This window comes from Nocardia sp. CNS-044 (genome assembly GCF_059570515.1).
Window position 1 is genome coordinate 103,280 of sequence record NZ_JCANSX010000005.1, and the last position, 20,164, is coordinate 123,443.

15 protein-coding genes and 1 pseudogene are annotated in these 20,164 nt (G+C 68.0%); 10 read left to right on the top strand and 6 right to left on the bottom strand.

Features of this window, described 5'->3' with window-relative positions:
* Positions 1–2: 2 nt before the first annotated feature.
* Together T333_RS01565 and T333_RS01570 are read right to left on the bottom strand one after the other, a co-directional pair.
* Positions 3–767: a crotonase/enoyl-CoA hydratase family protein gene (locus T333_RS01565; RefSeq protein WP_354998549.1), complete on the bottom strand. Its 765-nt coding sequence runs from the start codon at positions 765–767 to the stop codon at positions 3–5.
* Positions 764–2,296 (bottom strand): acetyl-CoA acetyltransferase, encoded by a 1,533-nt coding sequence (locus tag T333_RS01570; RefSeq protein ID WP_496423483.1) that lies wholly within the window; start codon positions 2,294–2,296, stop codon positions 764–766. The genes T333_RS01565 and T333_RS01570 overlap by 4 nt, the downstream gene beginning before the upstream one ends.
* Before the next feature lie 122 nt (positions 2,297–2,418).
* Between T333_RS01570 and T333_RS01575 the strand changes: the two genes are divergently transcribed.
* The 4 genes from T333_RS01575 to T333_RS01590 all read left to right on the top strand — a co-directional run bounded on the left by T333_RS01575 (position 2,419) and on the right by T333_RS01590 (position 6,678).
* Positions 2,419–3,195, top strand: a complete 777-nt coding sequence (locus tag T333_RS01575; protein ID WP_357252971.1) for a crotonase/enoyl-CoA hydratase family protein — start codon at positions 2,419–2,421, stop codon at positions 3,193–3,195.
* A gap of 142 nt (positions 3,196–3,337) precedes the next feature.
* The gene (locus T333_RS01580; RefSeq protein WP_496423484.1) at positions 3,338–4,444 is read left to right on the top strand and encodes a glycoside hydrolase family 183 protein; all 1,107 of its coding nucleotides are present in this window, start codon (positions 3,338–3,340) and stop codon (positions 4,442–4,444) included.
* A 269-nt stretch (positions 4,445–4,713) separates the two neighbouring features.
* Positions 4,714–5,943, top strand: a complete 1,230-nt coding sequence (locus T333_RS01585) for an erythromycin esterase family protein (protein WP_496423485.1) — start codon at positions 4,714–4,716, stop codon at positions 5,941–5,943.
* Between the two features lie 48 nt (positions 5,944–5,991).
* Complete coding sequence (locus tag T333_RS01590) at positions 5,992–6,678, top strand: class I SAM-dependent methyltransferase (protein ID WP_354998545.1); 687 nt, start codon at positions 5,992–5,994, stop codon at positions 6,676–6,678.
* A 72-nt stretch (positions 6,679–6,750) separates the two neighbouring features.
* Here T333_RS01590 and T333_RS01595 read toward each other — a convergent pair whose 3' ends face one another.
* Positions 6,751–7,347, bottom strand: coding sequence for an alpha/beta hydrolase family protein (locus T333_RS01595; protein WP_496423486.1), 597 nt, complete (start codon positions 7,345–7,347; stop codon positions 6,751–6,753).
* Positions 7,348–7,577: 230 nt separating this feature from the next.
* Here T333_RS01595 and T333_RS01600 point away from each other — a divergent pair, with 230 nt between their 5' ends.
* Positions 7,578–9,413, top strand: a complete 1,836-nt coding sequence (locus T333_RS01600; RefSeq protein ID WP_354998543.1) for an acyl-CoA dehydrogenase — start codon at positions 7,578–7,580, stop codon at positions 9,411–9,413.
* 169 nt (positions 9,414–9,582) lie between these two features.
* Positions 9,583–10,668 (top strand): glycoside hydrolase family 183 protein, encoded by a 1,086-nt coding sequence (locus tag T333_RS01605; RefSeq protein ID WP_357252956.1) that lies wholly within the window; start codon positions 9,583–9,585, stop codon positions 10,666–10,668.
* Between the two features lie 354 nt (positions 10,669–11,022).
* On the opposite strand, the gene T333_RS01610 is transcribed toward T333_RS01605, so the two are convergent.
* Entirely contained in the window at positions 11,023–11,406 is a 384-nt protein-coding gene (locus T333_RS01610) for a hypothetical protein (protein ID WP_496423487.1), read from the bottom strand.
* A 733-nt stretch (positions 11,407–12,139) separates the two neighbouring features.
* Positions 12,140–12,397: a hypothetical protein gene (locus tag T333_RS01615; protein ID WP_496423488.1), complete on the bottom strand. Its 258-nt coding sequence runs from the start codon at positions 12,395–12,397 to the stop codon at positions 12,140–12,142.
* A gap of 852 nt (positions 12,398–13,249) precedes the next feature.
* On the opposite strand from T333_RS01615, the gene T333_RS01620 reads away from it, so the two are divergent.
* The 3 genes and pseudogenes from T333_RS01620 to T333_RS01630 form a co-directional block, all read left to right on the top strand.
* Positions 13,250–14,341 carry a hypothetical protein gene (locus tag T333_RS01620; RefSeq protein WP_496423489.1) on the top strand — a complete coding sequence of 364 codons (1,092 nt, stop codon included), beginning with the start codon at positions 13,250–13,252 and terminating at the stop codon, positions 14,339–14,341.
* Positions 14,338–14,700, top strand: coding sequence for a hypothetical protein (locus T333_RS01625; protein WP_496423490.1), 363 nt, complete (start codon positions 14,338–14,340; stop codon positions 14,698–14,700). The genes T333_RS01620 and T333_RS01625 overlap by 4 nt, the downstream gene beginning before the upstream one ends.
* 197 nt (positions 14,701–14,897) lie before the next feature.
* A pseudogene (locus tag T333_RS01630) lies at positions 14,898–15,125 on the top strand (DUF6301 family protein); the annotation flags it as partial.
* Between the two features lie 145 nt (positions 15,126–15,270).
* Here the strand turns inward: T333_RS01630 and T333_RS01635 are convergent.
* Positions 15,271–18,318, bottom strand: a complete 3,048-nt coding sequence (locus T333_RS01635; protein ID WP_496423491.1) for a VanW family protein — start codon at positions 18,316–18,318, stop codon at positions 15,271–15,273.
* A 693-nt stretch (positions 18,319–19,011) separates the two neighbouring features.
* On the opposite strand from T333_RS01635, the gene gnd reads away from it, so the two are divergent.
* Complete coding sequence (gene gnd, locus T333_RS01640) at positions 19,012–20,040, top strand: phosphogluconate dehydrogenase (NAD(+)-dependent, decarboxylating) (protein WP_496423492.1); 1,029 nt, start codon at positions 19,012–19,014, stop codon at positions 20,038–20,040.
* The last annotated feature ends 124 nt before the right edge of the window (positions 20,041–20,164 follow it).

Here is a 20,164-nt window from a genome sequence, read left to right on the forward strand (position 1 = left end):
GGTCAGCGCCCCTGCCACTTCGGTTCGCGCTTCTGCGCGAACGCCAGCGCACCCTCGGCGGCGTCCTTGGAGAACAGCGCGGGCAACGCGATCTCGCCCTGCTTGGCGAACCCCTCGGCCACCGTCCAGTCCGGCGACTCGTCGATGATGCGCTTGCTCGCCGCGACGGAAAGCGGTGCGGCCGCGACGATTTCGGCGGCGAGCTCCAGCGCGCTCGCCAGCGCGGCGCCCGGCTCGGTGACCCGGTTGACCAGCCCGAGCTGGTACAGCCGCTCGGCTCCGATGCGGCCGCCGGTCAGCGCGAGCTCGGCCGCGATGGGGCGCGGCAGACGCTGAGTCAGCCGCAGGACACCGCCGCCCGCGGCGACCAGACCGCGCTTCACCTCGGGGATTCCGAACTGCGCGTCCCGGGCCGCGACGATCAGATCGCCCGCGAGCGCCAGCTCGAAGCCACCCGCCAGCGCGAAACCCTCGACGGCCGAGATCATCGGCTTGGCGGGCGGTTTCGCCGCGATGCCGAGCGGGCCGCGGCGCTGCGTCATCGGCATCTCGCCCTTCGACGCCGCGACGAGATCCATTCCCGCGCTGAAGGTTCCGCCCGCACCGGTCAGCACGAGCACGCGCGCGTCGGAGTCGGCCTCGAAGTCGTCGACGGCCGCCTCGATGGCCTGCGCGGTGGCCAGATCGATCGCGTTGCGTGCCTCGGGCCGGTTGACGGTCAACAGCGTGATCGCGTCGCGGCGTTCGACGAGTACCTGGTCGGTCATCGGAGGGTCCTCTCGGTGCGCAGGGTGAGCTGGTCGGCGGCGATGATCTGGGCGCTGGCGCCGATCGGGTCGCCGTCGGTGAACGCCGCGATGGTCTCGGCGTCGGAAACCCGAACAAGTATGCGTGCGCCAGCCGGATTCAGCGCGCTGATCACCACTGCCTCGGGTTCGTCGGCGTGCTCCGGCGCGGGGCCCTTGCGGTAGGCGACGGTGTAGGCCTCGACGGTCACCGGGCCGGTGTAACCGGGCGCGGTGGCGCGGCGTTCGACGGGCACCGTGGCCTCGGCCGCGCGAAACAGGTTGGCGGGCGGGCGCGTCGAGTAGACGCCGATGCCGTGCTTGGTGATGTACCAACCGAGCGCGGTCGCCAGACCGTACGAGCCGGGATCCTCGCGCAGCCGCGCGGCGAGGGTGGCGATGGAGTGCGTGGCGTAGTTGTTGCCCGGGCCGCCCGCGAAAGTCAGGCCGCCGGTGACCGAGAGTAGCCGCGCCGGATCGTCGATCGGCAGACCGAGCGCCTCCGCGGCGACCTGCACCGCGACGGGGAAGCAGGAGTACAGGTCGACATGCGCGACATCGTCGATGCCGATGCCGGCCGCGCCGAGCGCGGACCGGCCCGCCGCCGCGATCGCGGGCGAGACGCTCATGTCCGCGCGTTCGGAGACGAACCACTCGTCCGTCGCGGTCGCGCCGCCGTGCGGGAAGACCCACTGATCGCGCGGCACTCCGGCCGCGTCCGCGGCCGCCGCGCTGCACAGGATCAGTCCCGCGCCGAGATCCACGGACAAGTTCGCGACCAGCAGTTTCGGGTAAGGAGTCGACACCATCCGGTTGCCGGACGACGGCGTCACCAGATCGGCGGACGACTGCGCGGCGGGCAGCCACGCGTAGGGGTTGTCCGCGGCCACCGCCGACAACCGCGACCACAGTCCGCCGATCCGCTCGCGGTGCGCGTCCTCGCTCAGTCCGAGCCTGCCGCGCAGCGCGGTCTCCATCAGCGCGTAGAAGTAGACCGGACCCCACAGTCCGGCCGCGGTCTCCATCTCGGAGTTGGGCGCCTTGTCCGAGCCGATCACCTCGCTCGGCGCGACATCCTCCGATTGCTCGGGCCAACCGGGCGCGGCGCCCGCGCGAGTGGCCGCGTTCCAAGAGGCCACGGACTCGGCGCCGGTGATCAGGGCAATCTCGGACTGTCCGTCGGCGATGGCCTGCGCGACCGTGTTCAGCAGCCGCTGCGGTGCGTCACCGCCGAATCGCACGGACTGCATCGTGCGCTTCGGCGCGGCGCCCAATTCGGCCGCGACCAGCGCACCCAGATCCGGGTACGGCTTGCTGACCGGGGCGACCGCCGCGACCAGATCGGCGGCGCGCAGCAGCCGATCCCCGGCGCCGCTGTCCGCGCCCGCGCGGCGCAGCGATTCGGTGGCGAGCTCGACCGGACCGGGCAGTCCCGGCTCCCCCGCCCTGTGCACGACCTGCCCGACGCCGACGAGCACCGGCGTCCGCGGATCCATTCCGGCTGGCAGCATTCTTCCTCCGCTCGACTCCAGTTACCGTCAACATTGACGGTAACTTGATTCGATTGAAGCAGACCCCTCCGACCAGGGCAATAGCCCGTGGACAAGAACTGACTCGAGAGTAAGATCCGGGCATGGGATCCCACATCGCGCTACGGTTCGACGGCGACCGCGCCTACGTGAACTTGAACCGGCCGGACAAGCACAACGGCCTGACCATCGAGATGCTCGAGGACTTGGTCGACGCCGCCCGTACGGTCGCGAAGCGCGAGAGCGTCCGCGCCGTGATCCTGTCCGGCAACGGCCCCAGCTTCAGCAGCGGACTGGACGTCGCCAAGGCGACCAAGGACCCGCTCGCGGCCGCGCTGAACTTCGTGCCCCTGCCTTGGCGCGGCACCAACACTTTTCAAGAGGCCTGTTGGGCATGGCGGCGGCTGGAAATTCCGGTCATCGCCGCGGTGCACGGTCGCTGTTTCGGCGGCGGATTGCAGATCGCGCTGGCCGCCGACGTCCGCTTCGCCACACCCGACGCCGAGTTCTCGGTGATGGAGGCCAAACACGGCCTGGTCCCCGACATGACCGGCGCGGCGACCCTTTCGAGGCTGATCGGCATCGACAAAGCGCTGCTGCTGACCATGACCGCCGACGTGGTCGACGCCGCCTACGCCGAGCGCATCGGCCTGGTCACCGAGGTGACCGCGGACCCGCTGGAGGCCGCCGAGAAGCTGGCCGAACGCATCGCGGCCCGCTCGCCGCACGCGGTGGCCGGCGCCAAGCGGCTGTTCGAGCGGTCCTGGCATGCGTCGGCCCGGCGCACTTTCGGCATCGAGCGCGCGACGCAGCTGCCGTTGCTGCTCCGATCGGCCATGAAGCGCGATGGAAGATCGCACAACGAAAGCAACGATTCGTAGGGACAAGATCGCAAGCCACCAATTTCCCCGGTTCGACTGCTAGCATTTCCGTCGATTTGCCAGCCATTCGAAATGTGCTTCGGGACACATCGGGGGGTGGTGTGTCGAGGCCGATTCGGCGAGACCCGGAGGGCCCACGACTTTGAACAAGACCGCAAGAATCCTGCTTTCGACGCTAGCGGGTAGCACGGCCTTGCTTCTCACGGCAACTACCCCCGCCACGGCAAACCCGAACGCGATCAACCCGATTCCGGTGCTCAACGGCACCACCGGGCTGCCGAATCTGGCCGGTCGCAGTCGAGCGGTTTTCCAGGTGACCGGCATGGCGAGTCCCAACAACACCCAGACCTACAACGTGCTCGGCACCGATCTGGGCATCATGTGGGACAACGGCCACGGCGAGATGCTGACCGCGTTCGGCGACACCGCCGGACTCGGCTTCCCCAACTTGCTGGCGGGCAGCATGTGGGCGTGGCGCAGCAACATCCTGGTGCGCAGCAATACCAAGGACCCCTCCAACGGCATCTATTTCGACAGCGCGGTGCGCGACGTCCTCGGTCAGGCGCGCGATCTCATTCCGAGCCCGAAAATTCCGTTCATCGAAATCAGCCGCATTCCCACGGCGGGCATCTCGGTCGACGGCGTGCAGTACATGAGCATGATGTCAGTGAAGACCTGGGACAACGTCGGCGAGTGGACCACCAATTACTCGGGCCTCGCCGCCTCCGCCGACAACGGAGAGACCTGGGCGGATCTCGGGCACACCCGCCGCCCGAACGAGGGCGGTAATGCCAACTTCCAGATGAACGCCTTCCTGAAGAGCGGCGGATACGTCTACGAGTACGGCACCCCGTCCGGGCGCGACAACGCGGCGTACGTGGCGCGAGTGCGCGAGCACGACATCCAGAACCTGGGCGAGTACGAGTACTGGGACGGCGAAGGCTGGCGCAAGGACGACGTCAACGCGGCCGCGCCGATCATGGGGGGCGTCGGTGAACTGTCGGTCATGTGGAACGACTATCTGGGCCAATACATCTCGCTGACCACCGACCCATTCAACTCGGTCGTGATGCGGCGGGCCTCCTCGCCCGCGGGGCCGTGGAGCGAGCCGGAGGTTTTGATCGACACCAGGGAGCTGCCGTCGGCTTACGCGCCGTCGATCTTCCCGTATCAGACCGGGCGCGATCTGTACTTCATGACGACGGTGCACAGTCAGTACAACGTGGTGTTGATGCGTACCACGTTGTAATCGCGCTGGGCGGTGCGCATTCGATCGCTGCGTGGGACGCGCTGATCGCGGTGCGATGCGGGCTTTCGATCGTGCCGTGATGCGAGTGTTCCCTTGCGCCACGAGGTGCGCATTCGATCGTCCCGCGGTGCAAACTTTTCGCGCGCGATGCGCTCGAGCGGGGCGTCCGCTGTCCGCGGGCGCCCCAACTCCTTTCCCGGAGCGCTTGACCTCAACAATGCTTGATGTATGAGGCTGGGGGCAGAGACGCGAGAACTCCGGGAGGAACAGTGACTTCTGCATCCAGCATCGCCCCCGCCGAACTGGCGGCCTGGCTGCGCATCGCCGCGCGTCCCGTGGCGGACACCGAGCCGGGCTTCGTCGGGCCGGACCTCGACGAACTCGTCGAGACCCTCGGCTCGGCGACGATCGTCGGGCTCGGCGAGTCGACCAGGTTCTCCCGGCAGACCTACGGCGTGCGGGAGCGGCTCTTCCGCTCGCTCGTCGACCGGCACGGGTTCCGCGGGTTGGCGATCCAGGACAGCGCGCGTTCCGGTGAGCGCCTCGACAAGTACGTCCGCACCGGGGCGGGCGATCCGGACACCGCGCTGGCCGGGGCGTGGCGGCCGCTGCGGACGGTCGAGATGGTCGAAACGCTGGCCTGGATCAGGCTGTTCAATCAGCAGCACCCGGACGACCCGATCCGCGTCTTCGGCGTCGAACCGCCGCGCGCCGAACCTTCCGACTACGACGCGGTGCTGGACTACCTGCGCCGGATCGCACCGGATCGGCTGGCGCCCGCCGAATCCCACCTGAACCCGATCCGCACCTCGCACCAGATCGACGAGCACGTCCAGCGCCACCAAGGCATTCATCCCGGACGCCCGTTCGCCGAACATGCCCGCGACGCGCTCGCCCTGCTCGACGGACTGCCCGACACCGACGAGCACCGCACGGCCCATGCGCACGCGCGACTGATCGTCGAGTTCCATGAGCACAGCGTCGCCGGGCAAGGCGGCTTCGCCCGCGACGAGCGGCCGTCGGCCGAGCGCGTCATCGCATGGCAACGCGAGACCGGCGCGAAGATCGCGTACTGGGACGGGATCGCCCACGTCAGCGCGCAGTCGCTCGGCGTCGGCTCGGCCGCGGGCGAGTTCCGCGGGACGGGCGCCCACCTGCGCGATCACTTCGGCACGGACTACGTCGCCATCGCCATCGGATTCCACCACGGCGATCTCGGCATGGCTCAGGCGCCGCGGCCACGGCCGGAGCTGGTGGACGCGCTGCTCGGCGAAGTCGACCTCGCCGCGTTCTCCGTCGATTTGCGCACGGCCGCAACGGAATCGGTGGACGCGTGGCGCCACGCCCCGGCCGAGCTGCGCACGATCAGCGGAATCTACGACCCGGCGAAGGACGCTGAGGCGCACATCGCCGTGCCGTCGCTGGCGGGCGCGTTCGACGTGCTCGTGCACATTCGCGAAACGTCGCCGGTGCAGTGGCTGCCCACCTTCTCCGGGTGAGTGGTGCCGACAGTTCGCCCGCGCGGAACGGTTCCTAGACTCGCGGGTATGGATGCGGCCGATTGGGACGCGCGGTACGCGCAGAGTGAATTGGTCTGGGGCGCACCACCGAACAGCACCGTGGTGGAGCACGTCTACGGGCTGGATCGGCGCGTGCCGCCGCGACCCGAGACCGTCGACGGCGAGACCCTGCCGAGGGCGCTCGACCTGGCGTGCGGCGAAGGGCGCAACGCGGTCTGGCTCGCCACCCACGGCTGGGAGGTGCACGCGGTCGATTATTCGCAGGTCGGCATCGACAAAGGGCGGACCGTGGCCACGCGGTTGTCCCGGTCGGTGCGCGGCCGCATCACCTGGCAGTGCGCCGACGTCACCGATCTCGACGCCGCCGGGGTCACCGGTCCGTACGAGCTGGTGCTGATGGTCTTCCTGCACCTGCCCGCCGAGCAGCGCCGCGCGGTCCTGCGCCGTGCGGCCGAGCTGCTCACCCCGGCGGGCACGCTGCTCGTCCTCGGCCACGACACGCTCAACCTGACGGAGGGCTTCGGCGGACCGCCGGACCCGTCGATCCTCTTCACGCCCGACGACATCGTCGCCGATCTCGCCTCGTCCTCCGATCTGGAGATCCACACCGCGGAACGGGTGCTGCGACCGACCGAGCACCGGGACGCCATCGATGCGCTGGTCATCGCGACCAAGCCCGCCCCGGAGCCCGTCGAGCCAGAGACGCCTTCCTGATCGGTCGGATCGTCGCGACTGGATCAACCTTGCCTACGAGCTGCCGGAACCCGGCCGGTTAGCCTTGCGCACCTACTCCGACCAGCGGCGCAACCAGGGCTGGGCGGTCGCCGCGATGGTGTCGAACCCCGCGCGGAACGAATGCGGCTGCCCCGCGATCACCCGCACCTCGGCGGCGTCGGCGGAATCGGGCACGCCGAACGGATCGTTGGCCCCATTGATCACGACGACCTCGATGCCGCCCGGCGCGAGCAGCTCCTCGCGCCGCGATTTCTCCGGCTTCCCCGGCGGATGCAGTGGAAACGACAGCGCGAGCACGCCGCGAGCACGTGCCGCGACCGCCGTGCGACAGGCGACCCTGGCTCCGTTGCTGCGTCCGCCTTGGATCACGGGAACCCCGCGCACCTTCTTGCGCAGCGCGGCCACGATCTCCAACCAGGCCTCGTCCTGCTTGACCGCGGAACCGGGTGCGCGCCGCCCGGCGACGCGGTAGGGCTGCACCACTCTGGCCACCGCGCCGCCCAGCTCGAGCGCCGAATCGCGCACCGCCAGAAGGTCTTTCGTTCCCACCCCGCCGCCGGAACCGTGGGTGAGCAGCAGCAGGAAGGCAGGCTTGCGCGGCCGGTCGAGCTCGATCTCCGCGGGACCCGCGCTCGTCTCGATCTGCACACCTCACCGTAGCCGCCACCGAGCGGAGAGCACAGATGCCGCGCTCAGGGGCTGTTTATCGCGTCACATTGCGCCCCGCCGTCTTTGCCAGCCCCTTACCGGCCGGTAATATGGCGCATAAGTTACCCGCGAGTAGCATGCGGAAAACCGGACACTACCCCGGTGGCGACAACGGGCGGGAACGGCAACCAAACCGACCGCACCAACTCAACGGAGAGTGAGTACAGACCATGGGTCACTACAAGAGCAACGTCCGCGACCTTGAGTTCAACCTCTTCGAGGTCCTCGGACTGGGCACCCTCCTCGACGCGGGCGCCTACGGCGACCTGGACAGCGACACCGTCAAGGAGATGCTCAACGAGGTGCGTCGCCTGGCCGAGGGCCCGCTGGCCGAGTCCTTCGTCGAGGGCGACCGCAACCCGCCGGTCTTCGATCCCGAGACTCACACCGTCACCCTGCCGGAAGCCTTCAAGAAGTCCTACCGCGCCCTCGAAGAGGGTGAGTGGATGAAGGTCGGCGTCCGCGAGGAGCTCGGCGGCCTCGGCGCTCCCTCCAGCGTGGTCTGGGCACTGAGCGAGATGATCCTCGGCGCCAACCCGCCCGCTCAGATGTACGGCGCGGGCGCCGGCTTCGCGCAGGTGTTCTACAACAACGGCACCGACGAGCAGAAGAAGTGGGCCCAGATCATCGCCGAGCGCAACTGGGGCGCCACCATGGTGCTGACCGAGCCGGACGCCGGTTCGGACGTCGGCGCCGGCCGCACCAAGGCGATCAAGCAGGAAGACGGCACCTGGCACATCGAGGGCGTCAAGCGCTTCATCACCTCGGGTGACTCCGACGACCTGTTCGAGAACATCATGCACCTGGTGCTGGCTCGCCCCGAGGGCGCTGGCCCGGGCACCAAGGGTCTGTCGCTGTTCTACGTGCCGAAGTACCACTTCGACTTCGAGACCCAGACCCTGGGCGACCGCAACGGTGTGTTCGTCACCAACGTCGAGCACAAGATGGGCATCAAGGTCTCGGCCACCTGTGAGGTCACCTTCGGCGGCCACGGCGTGCCCGCCAAGGGCTGGCTGGTCGGCGAGGTGCACAACGGCATCGCGCAGATGTTCGACGTCATCGAGAACGCTCGCATGATGGTCGGCACCAAGGCCATCGCGACCCTGTCGACCGGTTACCTGAACGCCCTGTCCTTCGCCAAGGAGCGCGTGCAGGGTGCGGACCTCACCCAGATGGCCGACAAGACCGCGCCGCGCGTCACCATCACCCACCACCCGGACGTGCGTCGTTCGCTGGCCCTGCAGAAGGCTTACGCCGAGGGCCTGCGCGCCATCTACCTCTACACCGCCGCGCACCAGAACGCCGACGTGGCGAACCTGGTCTCCGGCGCCGACGAGGACGTGGCGTTCCGGGTCAACGACCTGCTGCTGCCGATCGTCAAGGGTGTCGGTTCCGAGCGGGCCTACCAGTACCTGACCGAGTCGCTGCAGACCTTCGGTGGTTCCGGCTTCCTCCAGGACTACCCGATCGAGCAGTACATCCGCGACGCCAAGATCGACTCGCTGTACGAGGGCACCACCGCCATCCAGGCGCAGGACTTCTTCTTCCGGAAGATCGCCCGCGACCGCGGTGTGGCGCTGGCCCACGTGGCGGGTCAGGTCCAGAAGTTCATCGAGTCGGAGGCGGGCAACGGCCGCCTGAAGGGCGAGCGCAAGCTGCTGGCCACCGCGCTCGAGGACGTTCAGGCCATGGCCGCCACCCTGACCGGCCACCTGATGGGCGCTCAGGAGCAGCCGGCCGAGCTGTACAAGGTCGGCCTGGGTTCGGTGCGCTTCCTGCTCGCCGTCGGTGACCTGCTCATCGGCTGGCAGCTGCTGCGCCAGGCCGAGGTCGCCATCGCGGCCCTCGACGCCGGTGCCACTGGCTCGGACGTGGCGTTCTACAACGGCAAGATCGGTGTGGCGCAGTTCTTCGCCCGCAACGTCCTGCCCGAGCTGACCGCCACCCGCGCGATCCTGTCCAACCTGGACAACGACATCATGGAGCTCGACGAAGCCGCCTTCTGAGGCTCGTAGCTCGAAATACCCGCAGAGCGGTCCGGATTCGTCCGGGCCGCTCTTCGGCGTTTCGGGGCTGCGGCGTGTCCCGCCCCACAGCTTCACTCTTGCCCCGAATGCGCGGCGGGCAGGCAGAATGTTCGGGGCAGACGCGCGCCACAGAAGGGATCCGTCCGGGATGAAACGATCGCTGTCCGCATTCGCCAGAGCCGGGGCCGTCGCCGCGGCGTGCACGGTCGTGCTGGCAGGCCCCGCCGCCGCCGATCCGAACAACGTCAACCCGATCCCGGTGCTCAACGGCTGGCGCGGACTACCGCAGCTGCCCGGGCCGACCAAGGCCGTCTTCCAGATGACCGGCATGGACAGCCCGAACCGGACGCAGAACGTCAACGTGCTCGGCACCGACCTCGGCATCATGTGGGACGACGGCAGCGGCCGGATGATCACCGCCTTCGGCGACAGCGCCGGGCTCGGCATACCGAACCTGCTCGCGGGCAGCATGTGGGCGTGGACCTCGAACGTGCTGTTCCGCAGCACGACCAAGGATCCGTCCGGTGGCATCTTCTACGACGGCGTCGTGCCTAATCCGTTGCCGAGCCCCAAGATTCCCGGCATCGAGATCAGTCTCATTCCAACCGCGGGCATTTCGGTGGGCGGCGTCCAGTACATGAGCCTGATGTCGGTGCGGGAGTGGGGCGATCACGGCAAGTGGCACACCAACTTCGCCACCCTCGCCGTCTCCGGTGACGGCGGCCAGACCTGGGCGCCGCTCACCAACACCCGCCGCGCGAACGTGGACGGGCACGAGCGCTTCCAGCAGAACGCCTTCCTGAAGCACGACGGCTACGTCTACCGCTACGGCACCGCAGCGGGCCGCAACAACCCCGGGTTCGTCTCGCGGACAAGGGAAGCCGACATCGCCAACATCGACTCCTACGAGTACTGGGACGGCGGCGCCTGGAAGCCGAACGACGCCAAGGCCTCCGCGCCGATCGTGGACGGCGTCGCCGAGCTCTCGGTGATGTGGAACGAGCACCTCGGCCAGTTCGTCATGCTGACCACCGATCCGACGAATTCCGTTGTGATGCGCACGGCTTCGGCGCCGGAGGGGCCGTGGAGCGCGCCGCGGGTGCTGGTCGAGGCGGCGTCGCTGCCGACCGCGTACGCGCCGATGATCTTCCCGTATCAGACCGGGTCGGATCTGTACTTCCTGCTGACGGTGCACACGCAGTACAACGTCGTGTTGATGAAGACGCCGCTGTAGGGGTGTGGAAATGCAAGAGCGGCCCGGGATTTCCGGGCCGCTCTTGCATGTTTGGGGTGCGATCGCTGTTGGTGCTGTGCGATGCGATTGGACGGACGCGAGTCGGCCCACCATGCGCGACACGGTCTGCTCGGCACGCAAGTTGTTGCACGCGATGGGTACTTGCCGATTGCCGCGATCAGGGCCGCGGCCTCGCGCCGCCCGGGTCGGAGGCGATCAGCCCGCCGAACCGATGGCGATCCGCCCGCCGAGCCGGTGCGGATCAGTCGGCCGAACCGATGGCGATCCGCCCGCCGAACCGGTGCCGATCCGCCCGCCGAACCGGTGCCGATCCGCCCGCCGAACCGGTGCCGATCAGCCCGCCGAACCGGTGCCGATCAGTCGGCCGAGGCCGTTGAGCAGGTTGGAGGAACCGGCGCCCCAGCCGTCCAGCCAGGGGTTGGGGTAGCCGTCCGCGACCGGCAGCGGCTTCACGCCGCCGGAGCCGGTGCTCAGCAGCCGGGACAGGCCGGTGGCGAAGTTCGACGAACCCGCGGCGGAACCGGTCGGAGCCTCGGTCGAGGTCGGCAGCGGCTTCACGCCGCCCGAGCCGGTGCTCAGCAGGTTGGACAGGCCGGTGGCGAAGTTGGACGAACCGGCGGCCGAGCCGGTCGGGGTTTCCGCCGACGCCACGCCGGAACCACCAAAGACGATACCGGCGGCGACCACAGCGATGCCGAGCACACGAATCTTGCTCATCGAATTCTTCTCTTCCCTCGAAAGCTCTCGTCGGCAACACGCTGCGGCCGACGCGGGCCTATGTCTATCACGGCAGATTTGCGTGTCGCGACGTGATGATGAACGCAGCGCAAATGATCAGTTACGAGTAGTTCACCCGCGCGGGGACTTCCGAGTGAAGTGCGGCGGTGTGCGGTTCTACCAGCATTTCTGTGCTGACCTGCGGCGATGCCGCCCCCTGCGCGATGGCGGGATGCGTGCCGGATGTCACCGGTCCTGGCAAACGTTCGTTCCGAACGGAATCATGGGTACGGCGACATCCGATCCAGGTGATTCGATAGGTGGTAATCCGAGGTTTCGCGAGTACGGTTTCCGGCGAACTCGCACGGTTGGCTCGAAATGAAAAATTGCCCCGCCTCGGAGGAGGCGGGGCAATTCTTGTTGGTGGTTGCGGTGGCGAGGTTTCCGCGTCGATTGACGATCGGCTTCACTGTGCCGGGTCGGCGCCGGGTCTACCGCGTCGCGTTGGCGCCGGGGCTACCGCGGCGCATTGGCGCCGGGGCTACCGCGTCGGATCGATGCCGAGGTGACCGCGGCGTCGGTGCCAGGATCCGCGTCGCGTTGGCGCCGGGGCTGCCGCGTCGGATCGGTGCCGAGGTGACCGCGGCGTCGGTGCCAGGATCCGCGTCGCGTTGGCGTCGGGTTGAGGCGTCGCGCGTCGGCGGCAGGCCTACTACGCGGCTCGTCGCCGGGATTACTCCGTCGCGTCGCCACCACCGGCGGAACCGGTGGCCAGGAGCTCGAGCAGCGGGGCCAACGACTCGGCCGAACCGGTCCCGGTTTCATTCCCGGTCGGCTTCGTCTCCCCCGCCGAACCCGTCGCCAGCAGCTCGGCCAGCGTGGTCAGCGACTCGGCCGAGCCCGTGTCGTCCGCGGTGGCGAGGCCGGAACCGGCCAGCACGATGCCGGCAGCGGCGGCGAAAGCGAACCCGAACGAACGAATGATCTTCATCTTGAAACAGTCCCCTTGGAAGAAGTTTCCCCGTCGGCGACCTCCTGGCGGCCGACGAGATTGTTCTATCACAGGGGTCCGAGTGTTAACGATGAACACGTCACAATTCGATGAGATGCGAGTAACTCGAATTTTGCGAGATGCCCGAGATGAAAGATTCACAATTCGCCGACTCGCGACTGGAGTCAGTGGCAGAACAGCGGGCAAACGAAGTGGAAAGGCACTTTCAGAAGTCGCTCTACCAGGCGATAGGACGAGCATTTCGGCATCTGAACCGAGATTTGCGGTACGCACTCGATAATCCGAACCGGGCACTGACGCCCGACGTTCACCGCATCGCAAGACCGCAGTATTGCGGGCTCACCACAACCCGCATAGGCCCGGTGAGATCTATCACACAACATTGATCTGTAACGTTCCACCTGGGAAAACGCGCGAAGAATACGCGCGTAATCGCAAATCGCGTCTCATGCAATCTGCAAGCTTCGGCCTGAAGCTCGCGATTGGAAATAACTGGTAAGACCGTCTCCGAGGCGCGTACCCGACCCGGAACGCGAAAAGCCCCGCCTCCCACGGGGAGACGGGGCACGTCGTCGCGCGACGCCTACTGGGTGCCGGTCCCCGACGAACCCGAGGACAGCGCCTTCACCAAGTCCATAATCACCCTTCGATCGGGTACATACCCAAGACCATCCCCTGGCCGCACGATGGACGCGAATTGCTGTCCGCGACCGGAGTGTCCGTGAGCGGCTCCAGTAGATTCGGATCATGGGGAGTCCGACCGGCCCGGCGCGTCGGTTACACGAGTTTCGCCGTCCCTTCGCGATTGTGATCGGCATCGTTGTCGCGGTAATGATCGCGAGCTTGCTGCCGAGGTGGTGGTGCGGTCGTGACGCCGACGAGTGGTACCGCGGGGACCCGGCACGAGTGCGTGGCCTCGCCGAGGAATTGGTGGCCTTCGAAGCCGATGACGATCATCGGCGTGCCACCGGCTCGGAAGAGGGTCTCGCCGAAATGTGGGGGCTGCTCGCGCATCAGATGACGGCACTGGGACTGGCGCAGATATGTCTGGAGCACCCCGAATTGCGGGAACGCTACGCCCCCATAGTGACTCGCGCGGCAGCCAAAAGTCTGTTACCCGAGATGCGCACCGAGTTCACCTCGGCCTGGCACGGCGCGGACGGTTTGGCGGAGCTCGACAGCCCGAACGGCCATGCCTACCTCTCCTATCCAGCCCTCGCGCTCGGGATGGCGCGCCTCGTCGATCCTGCGTTCCCGTCCGACCTCGCGAACCGCCACGACGCGCTGATCGCCTCCTTCGAGCGGCGCCTGCTCGCCTCGCCGACCGGCCTGCTCGACACCTTCCCCGGCGAGGCTTACCCCACCGACGTGGCAGCCGTCGCCGCCGCGATCGCGGTACACGGCCGCGCGACCGGCATCGACCACAAGGCGGTCCTCGCGCACTGGGCGCAGCAGGTACGCGCGGTACAAATCGATCGGGGCACCGGGCTGGTGCTGCAACGCATGGGCGTCGACGGAAAGCCACACGACGCCCCACGCGCTTCCGGAACCGGACTCGCGGCCTACTTCGCCGGCTTCGCGGACCGGGCACTCGCCGAGGAGTTGGCGACCGTCTTGTTCCGCCAGGAACGAAGTGTCCTCGGCTTCAGCGCGATCCACGAATACGGCGACGGCCATCACGGCGCCGGGGATATGGACAGCGGCCCCCTGATACTCGGAATATCCATCTCCGCAACCGGTTTCGCGCTCGCCCCGGCCCGCGCCTTCGGTCACCACGACATGTTCACTCGCCTGTTCCGCACCACCGACCTCTTCGGCCTGCCACTGCGAAGCGGGCCCCGCTTGCGTTTCGCGACCGGCGGGGTGATCGGCAACGCCCTACTGCTCGCCTTCCTCACGTCCGGGCCGGAGCTCGCGCCATGAGACTGCCCGACACCTCCCATCTGCGCGCCGGGTGGAAACTGGTCCGCATACCGATGATCCTGGTCTTGCTATATCTCGCCCTGCGTCTGGTTTTGTCGGCGTTGTCGGCACGACACGGGTTCGGTTCGCCCGACGGCTTGGGCCTTGCCTTCCTCACCGTCAGCGCCGTGGTGGTCACACTGCGCATAGTGCTGCTGGTCGTCGTGCCCGCTGTCCTCGCCTACCGCATTGTGGTGTGGGCAGTTATGCGCATGCTGCGCCGAGGCGTTTCACCGACCCCGCCCGGCGGCGTGACTGAATCGAACGCGCCCGCCCGAGTTTCATGCGAAGACGCCGGTAGAGATAGCTGTTCCGCATAGTCCGACCATCTTGCCTTGCTCACGCGCTATGCCGATGATCGAACAACCTCCGTAGGAAGCTCATTTCGGATATGCAGACCGATCTCGACACGATCGCGAAAACGGTCGGCGTGGCAGCGCGATTCGTCTGGACTTGGACTGACGCGGACTTGGAACCGATGATTGCGACGTGACCGACACGGAATCGGTCCGCACCATTTATTTATGACCAGTTCGCTGACACCAGTGCTGCGATCGAGGCGGTGTTGGGCCAGCCGACACTGCGAAAGGCAGGATCGGATGGAGAGATTCGGTGGGATATACCGAGGGTCGCGATCCGCCTGCGTCCAATGGACAACAGCATCTACCTCCGCCTTGCCAACCCGAGCACCAGGCATGGCTCGACGCGCCGGATGATGAAACTCTGTGGTGACGACAATTGTTGATCGACGACAAGTTCGATGTCAGCGCGCTCGACTGAGTACGTAAAGGGGCCTATGGTTCACCGGCCCCGAGGGGGTGCCGCCGAACCCGACTCCAGCGATCACGCTCGGATTCGAGAAGCATCGACACGGAGGGGTCGGCAGCACCTCACTCGCACTTGACGACTGGAATGGGGTCGTACTTCACCGTGCGGGTCGCACGCGAGACCTCGCGCCCGGTCTTGCGATCCGTGATCACCCGCGTATCGGTGATGGTGAATCCTGGGGCGCCTTCGGACGCGATGCAGTCCTTGCCCTTCGGCAGGGTGATGGTGGTGGGCTCGGTGGGCTTGGTCTTGTCGCCGGTGATGGATTCGACGTCGACCGTCTTGGTGCCCCAGAGGCGGACGGTGATGTCCGTGCCGGTGGCGAAAGTTTCGATGTAGACGCCGCTTTGGGTGTTGTTGCGGAATTTGAGGTCGATGGCGCCGTCGAAGACGGTGGCTTCGCGTGCGGCCGGGTAGCGGGAGATGTAGTAGCTGTGTTCGGTGTGGCCCGCGTCTTCGAGTCCGGCGAAGTAGGCGGCGTTGTAGAGGGTGGTGGCGAACTGGCTGATGCCGCCGCCGACTGCGGTGCTGGGGCGGCCGTGGTCGATGATGCCGGATTCGACGTAGCCCTCCGCGGTGCCGCGCGGGCCGGTGAATTCGTTGAGCGAGAACGTTTCTCCGGGACGGACGACGGCGCCGTTGACCTTGTTCGCCACGGTGCGGATGTTGACGCCGGACGGTCCGCTGAAACCGCTGGTGGTGAAGGCGCCCATCTGTTCGACGATGCCGAGACCCTGCGCGGCCTCGGTGGTCAGTTTGGGCTCGATCTTCTCGTAAACGGCGGGCGCGCTGCGCTGTTGGGATGCGGCGAGCAGCGTGGGCAGCTGTTCGAGGGTCTTCGGCCAGTTGATCTTGTCGCCGACCACCGCGGGCACGACGCGCGGGGCTCCGCCGGTCACGGCGAAGGTCGCGTCCTTGGCCTCCACTTCGGATTTCGCGAGTTGCGGCGCGAGGATGGCGGTCGCGGCGTTCAGGTCGTAGTTCGCGGCGAGACCGCCGTGTCCGTCGGGAGCGAAACTCAGAACGGTCGCGATCTGTTCGGGGGTGAGGGTGGCGTCGCCGTCCTTGCCGGTGAACACCACGTCGCCGCGCACGGCGGGTTCGGCGATCTCGTGCAGCGCACTCTGGACGGCCTCGGGCCGGACGGTGAGCGGTGCTGGGACGACGGGCAATTCGAGGGTGCCGCCCTCGATCCAGTTGTCGATCAACGCGTTTCGCGCGGCAGGCGTGTCGAGCACGCGGCCCGGCACGGGCGGGACGGCGACCGGCTTGCCGTTCTGGAACTGAATAGTGCCCTCGACGGTGGGGCGATCGTGCACGCGCAGCGCGGTGAGCTGACGGTCCAGCGCGGCGTCGTCGACGGTGCTCGCGACCGAGACGTCGCGGGTGCCGAAGAAGGAGACCAGGCGGGCGAAGGGGTTGATCGGCTGGCCGCCGATGCGGTCCCAGGTGCCCGGCCAGTCGACCGCCAAGCCCGCGGCGGAGGGGGTGAGCTCGGCTCGCACGTCGCCGATCTGCAGGGGCAGTTCCTGACCGGCCCGCCCGTCGAGAGTGGTGCGGAGTTTGGCGTCGGCTTCGTCGACGTCCATCCCCCCGATATCGATCCCGGCGACGACCACTCCGCGCGGCACGTCCCCGGAGGAGAGCACGGCGTCGACGGCGTAGCCGAGGCCACCGACGGCGATCACGGCTCCCGCGGCGATTCCGGCGCGACGGATGGCGGGGGTCCGCCACCACGACTTGGAATCCGCGGGCTCCGGTCTCGGCCTGGGTCTGCGCGCGTTCTCCCAGCGCTGCCGATTCTCGGTGTCGGCCGGGGGGACGATTGCGGTCGCGTTCTCGGCGTCGGTCGGATGCCCGCCGTAGGGCGCGTGCTCGGGCCTACCGATGACAGCAGTCGCGTGCTCGTTCGGTGTCTCGTGCCCGCCGTAAGGCGCGTGCTCGGGCCTACCGATGACAGCAGTCGCGTGATCGTTGGGTATCCCGTGCACGCCATAGGCCGCGCGCTCCGCATCGTCCCTGCGGATAAATGCGGTCGCGTGCTCATTCGGCGTCCCGTGCCCGCCATGAGTTGCGAGTTCAGCGTCTGACGTGTGCCCGCCATAGGGCGCATGCTCCGCGTCGGCCCTACCGACGACCGCGGTCGCGCGCTCGTTGGCCACCCCTGCCGCGCGCTCCACGTCGTCCCTGCGGATGAAGGCGGTCGCGTGCTCGTTGGGCGCCCCGTGCCCGCCATAAGGCGCATGCTCAGGCCTGCCGATGACAGCGGTCGCGTGCTCGTTGGGGGTCCCGTGCGCGCCATAGGCCGCGCGCTCCGCGTCGTCTCTGCGGATAAATGCGGTCGCGTGCTCATTCGGTGCCCCGTGCCCGCCATGAGTTGCGAGTTCAGCATCTGACGTGTGCCCGCCATAGGGCGCATGCTCCGCGTCGGCCCTACCGACGACCGCGGTCGCGTGCTCATTGGGCGCCCCGTGCCCGCCACGAGCCGCGAGTTCAGCGTCTGTCGTGTGCCCGCCATAGGGCGCATGCTCCGCGTCGGCCCTACCGACGACCGCGGTCGCGTGCTCGTTGGCCGCGCCCTGCCCGCCCGCCGCGCGCTGCACGTCGTCCCTGCGGATGAAGGCGGTCGCGTGCTCGGCGTTCGCGGCGTCTTCGCCATGCGGCGCGCGCCCGGCGTGGGCCGCATGCTCGCCATGGGGCGGCTGTGCGGCGTTGGTCTGCCAAGCCGCGTTGCTCGCCGGTCCAGCGTTGGCCGACCACGCCGCACCGCCCACCGGTCCAGCGTTGGCCAACGACGCCGCATTACCCGCCTGCCTAGCGTCAGCCGACCACGCCGGATCGCCCGCCTGCCCAGCGTCAGCCGACCACGCCGGATCGCCCGCCTGCCCAGCGTCAGCCGACCACGCCGGATCGCCCGCCTGCCCAGCGTCAGCCGACCACGCCGCACCGCCCGCCGGTCCGGCGCTGGCCGACCACGCGGCATTGCCCACGGGTGTGGCATTACCCGCGGGCGCGGCATCGGCGCCCAACGCGCCACCGCTCGCCTGCGCGGGGTTGTTCTCCTCCCAAGCGCCTGCCCACACGGCATTGCCCGCCTGCTCGGCATTCATCGACTGAGCCGTACTGCCCGGCCCGGCATCATTCGCCCAGGCGCCCCCTTGGGCCTGACTCGCGCTCGTCGCCGGGGGCGGACCGCTCTCCTCCCAAGCGCCGCCCCACGTACCACTGCTCGCCCGCGGCGGGTTGTTGTTCACCGCTTCACCATCGCGCCCGGCATGCATCGCCTGTGCGGGATAACCATCCCTCTCGGCCTGCTGCGGGGGTACCTGGAGCGGTGCGGTGGGCACGGAATCCGCAACCCACCGCTGCGGCTGCCCGGGCTGGGTGACCGGAAGTTGTGTGGTCTTCGCCTCATCTAGCGGTTCGCGGTTCGATTCGAGGAGATGACGGAGTCCGACCTCGCCGTCTTGGTTTCGGCCGCGGCCGCGGTGTCCGGTGCTCGACTCGCTGGTCACGAACCGTCCTCCCCGATAGAGGTGCTTTTCTGGGCCGCGCACTGTGCGGGCCGCTCTCCACGATAGTTGTCCGCGCCGAGTGCCCTGGTTCAGCTCGGACGCGCAGCAAACCTCGTGCAATGAACCGCCCCGAACACGGAAGAGCCCCGCGCAGTTGCCGGGTCGGGGGTCTGGCAACTGCGCGGAGCCGATCTGTTTATCGGAGCAGCGCACCCCGCGTTACACACTTCCCGTGGACAATCGAGAACGTCCCGCCAGACAGCTCGCAGACACGAGGGAGACGACGGTATGCAGCTGGGAATGATCGGCCTCGGGCGGATGGGCGCGAACATCGTCCGTCGCGTCGTCGGAGACGGGCACACCGCGGTCGGCTACGAACGCAAACTCCGCAACATCGAGGAGCTGCGCGCCGATCTGGGCGAAAATTTCCGAGGCAGCACCGACCTGCCGGAATTCGTGGAGATGTTGGAGAAACCCCGGGTGGTGTGGGTGATGATCCCGGCGGGCGCGACGGGCGCGGTGATCGACCAGGTCGCCGAGCTGCTCGAACCCGGCGACATCGTCATCGACGGCGGCAACAGCCGCTACCACGAGGACATCAAGAGGGCCGAGAAACTCACTCCCAAGGGCATCCACTACCTGGACATCGGCACCTCCGGCGGCGTCTTCGGCCTGACCCGTGGCTTCTGCCTGATGATCGGCGGCGAGGCCGAGCAGGTGAAGTACCTGGATCCGCTGCTGAAATCCATCGCACCCGGTCTCGACGCCGCACCACGCACCCCCGGCCGCACCGGGGACCCGACCACCGCCGAGCTGGGCTACTTGCACTGCGGTCCGGCCGGGGCGGGCCACTTCGTGAAGATGGTGCACAACGGCATCGAGTACGGCGCGATGGCCGCCTACGCCGAGGGCCTCAACATCCTGCACAAAGCCGATTACGGCGCCGCGCACAAAGGCGAGTTCTCGGCGGAGGAGACGCCGCTGGAACACCCCGAGTACTACCAGTACGACATCGATGTGCCGGAAGTCACAGAGGTGTGGCGGCGGGGGTCGGTGGTCGCTTCGTGGTTGCTGGATCTGACCGCGGGCGCGCTGCACGCGGACCCGAACCTCGACGAGTTCAGCGGTCGAGTCTCGGACTCCGGCGAAGGACGGTGGACCGTGGATGCCGCGATCGACGTCGGCGTGCCCGCGCCAGTGCTCTCGGCCGCCCTGTTCGCCCGCTTCTCCTCGCGCGGCGAGTCGCTGTACGCCGACAAACTACTTTCGGCCATGCGCCAAGCCTTCGGCGGGCACTACGAGCTGCCGCCGAAGTAGTTCGTTACCGCTGCCACAAACCGCTCGCACGCCTCACACATGCGGTGCCTATGCAAGGCGTGCAACCGCTGTGTGGGAGCGTCTCCGAAGCGGCACCTGGGAGGGCCCGGGTGCCGCTTCGGTG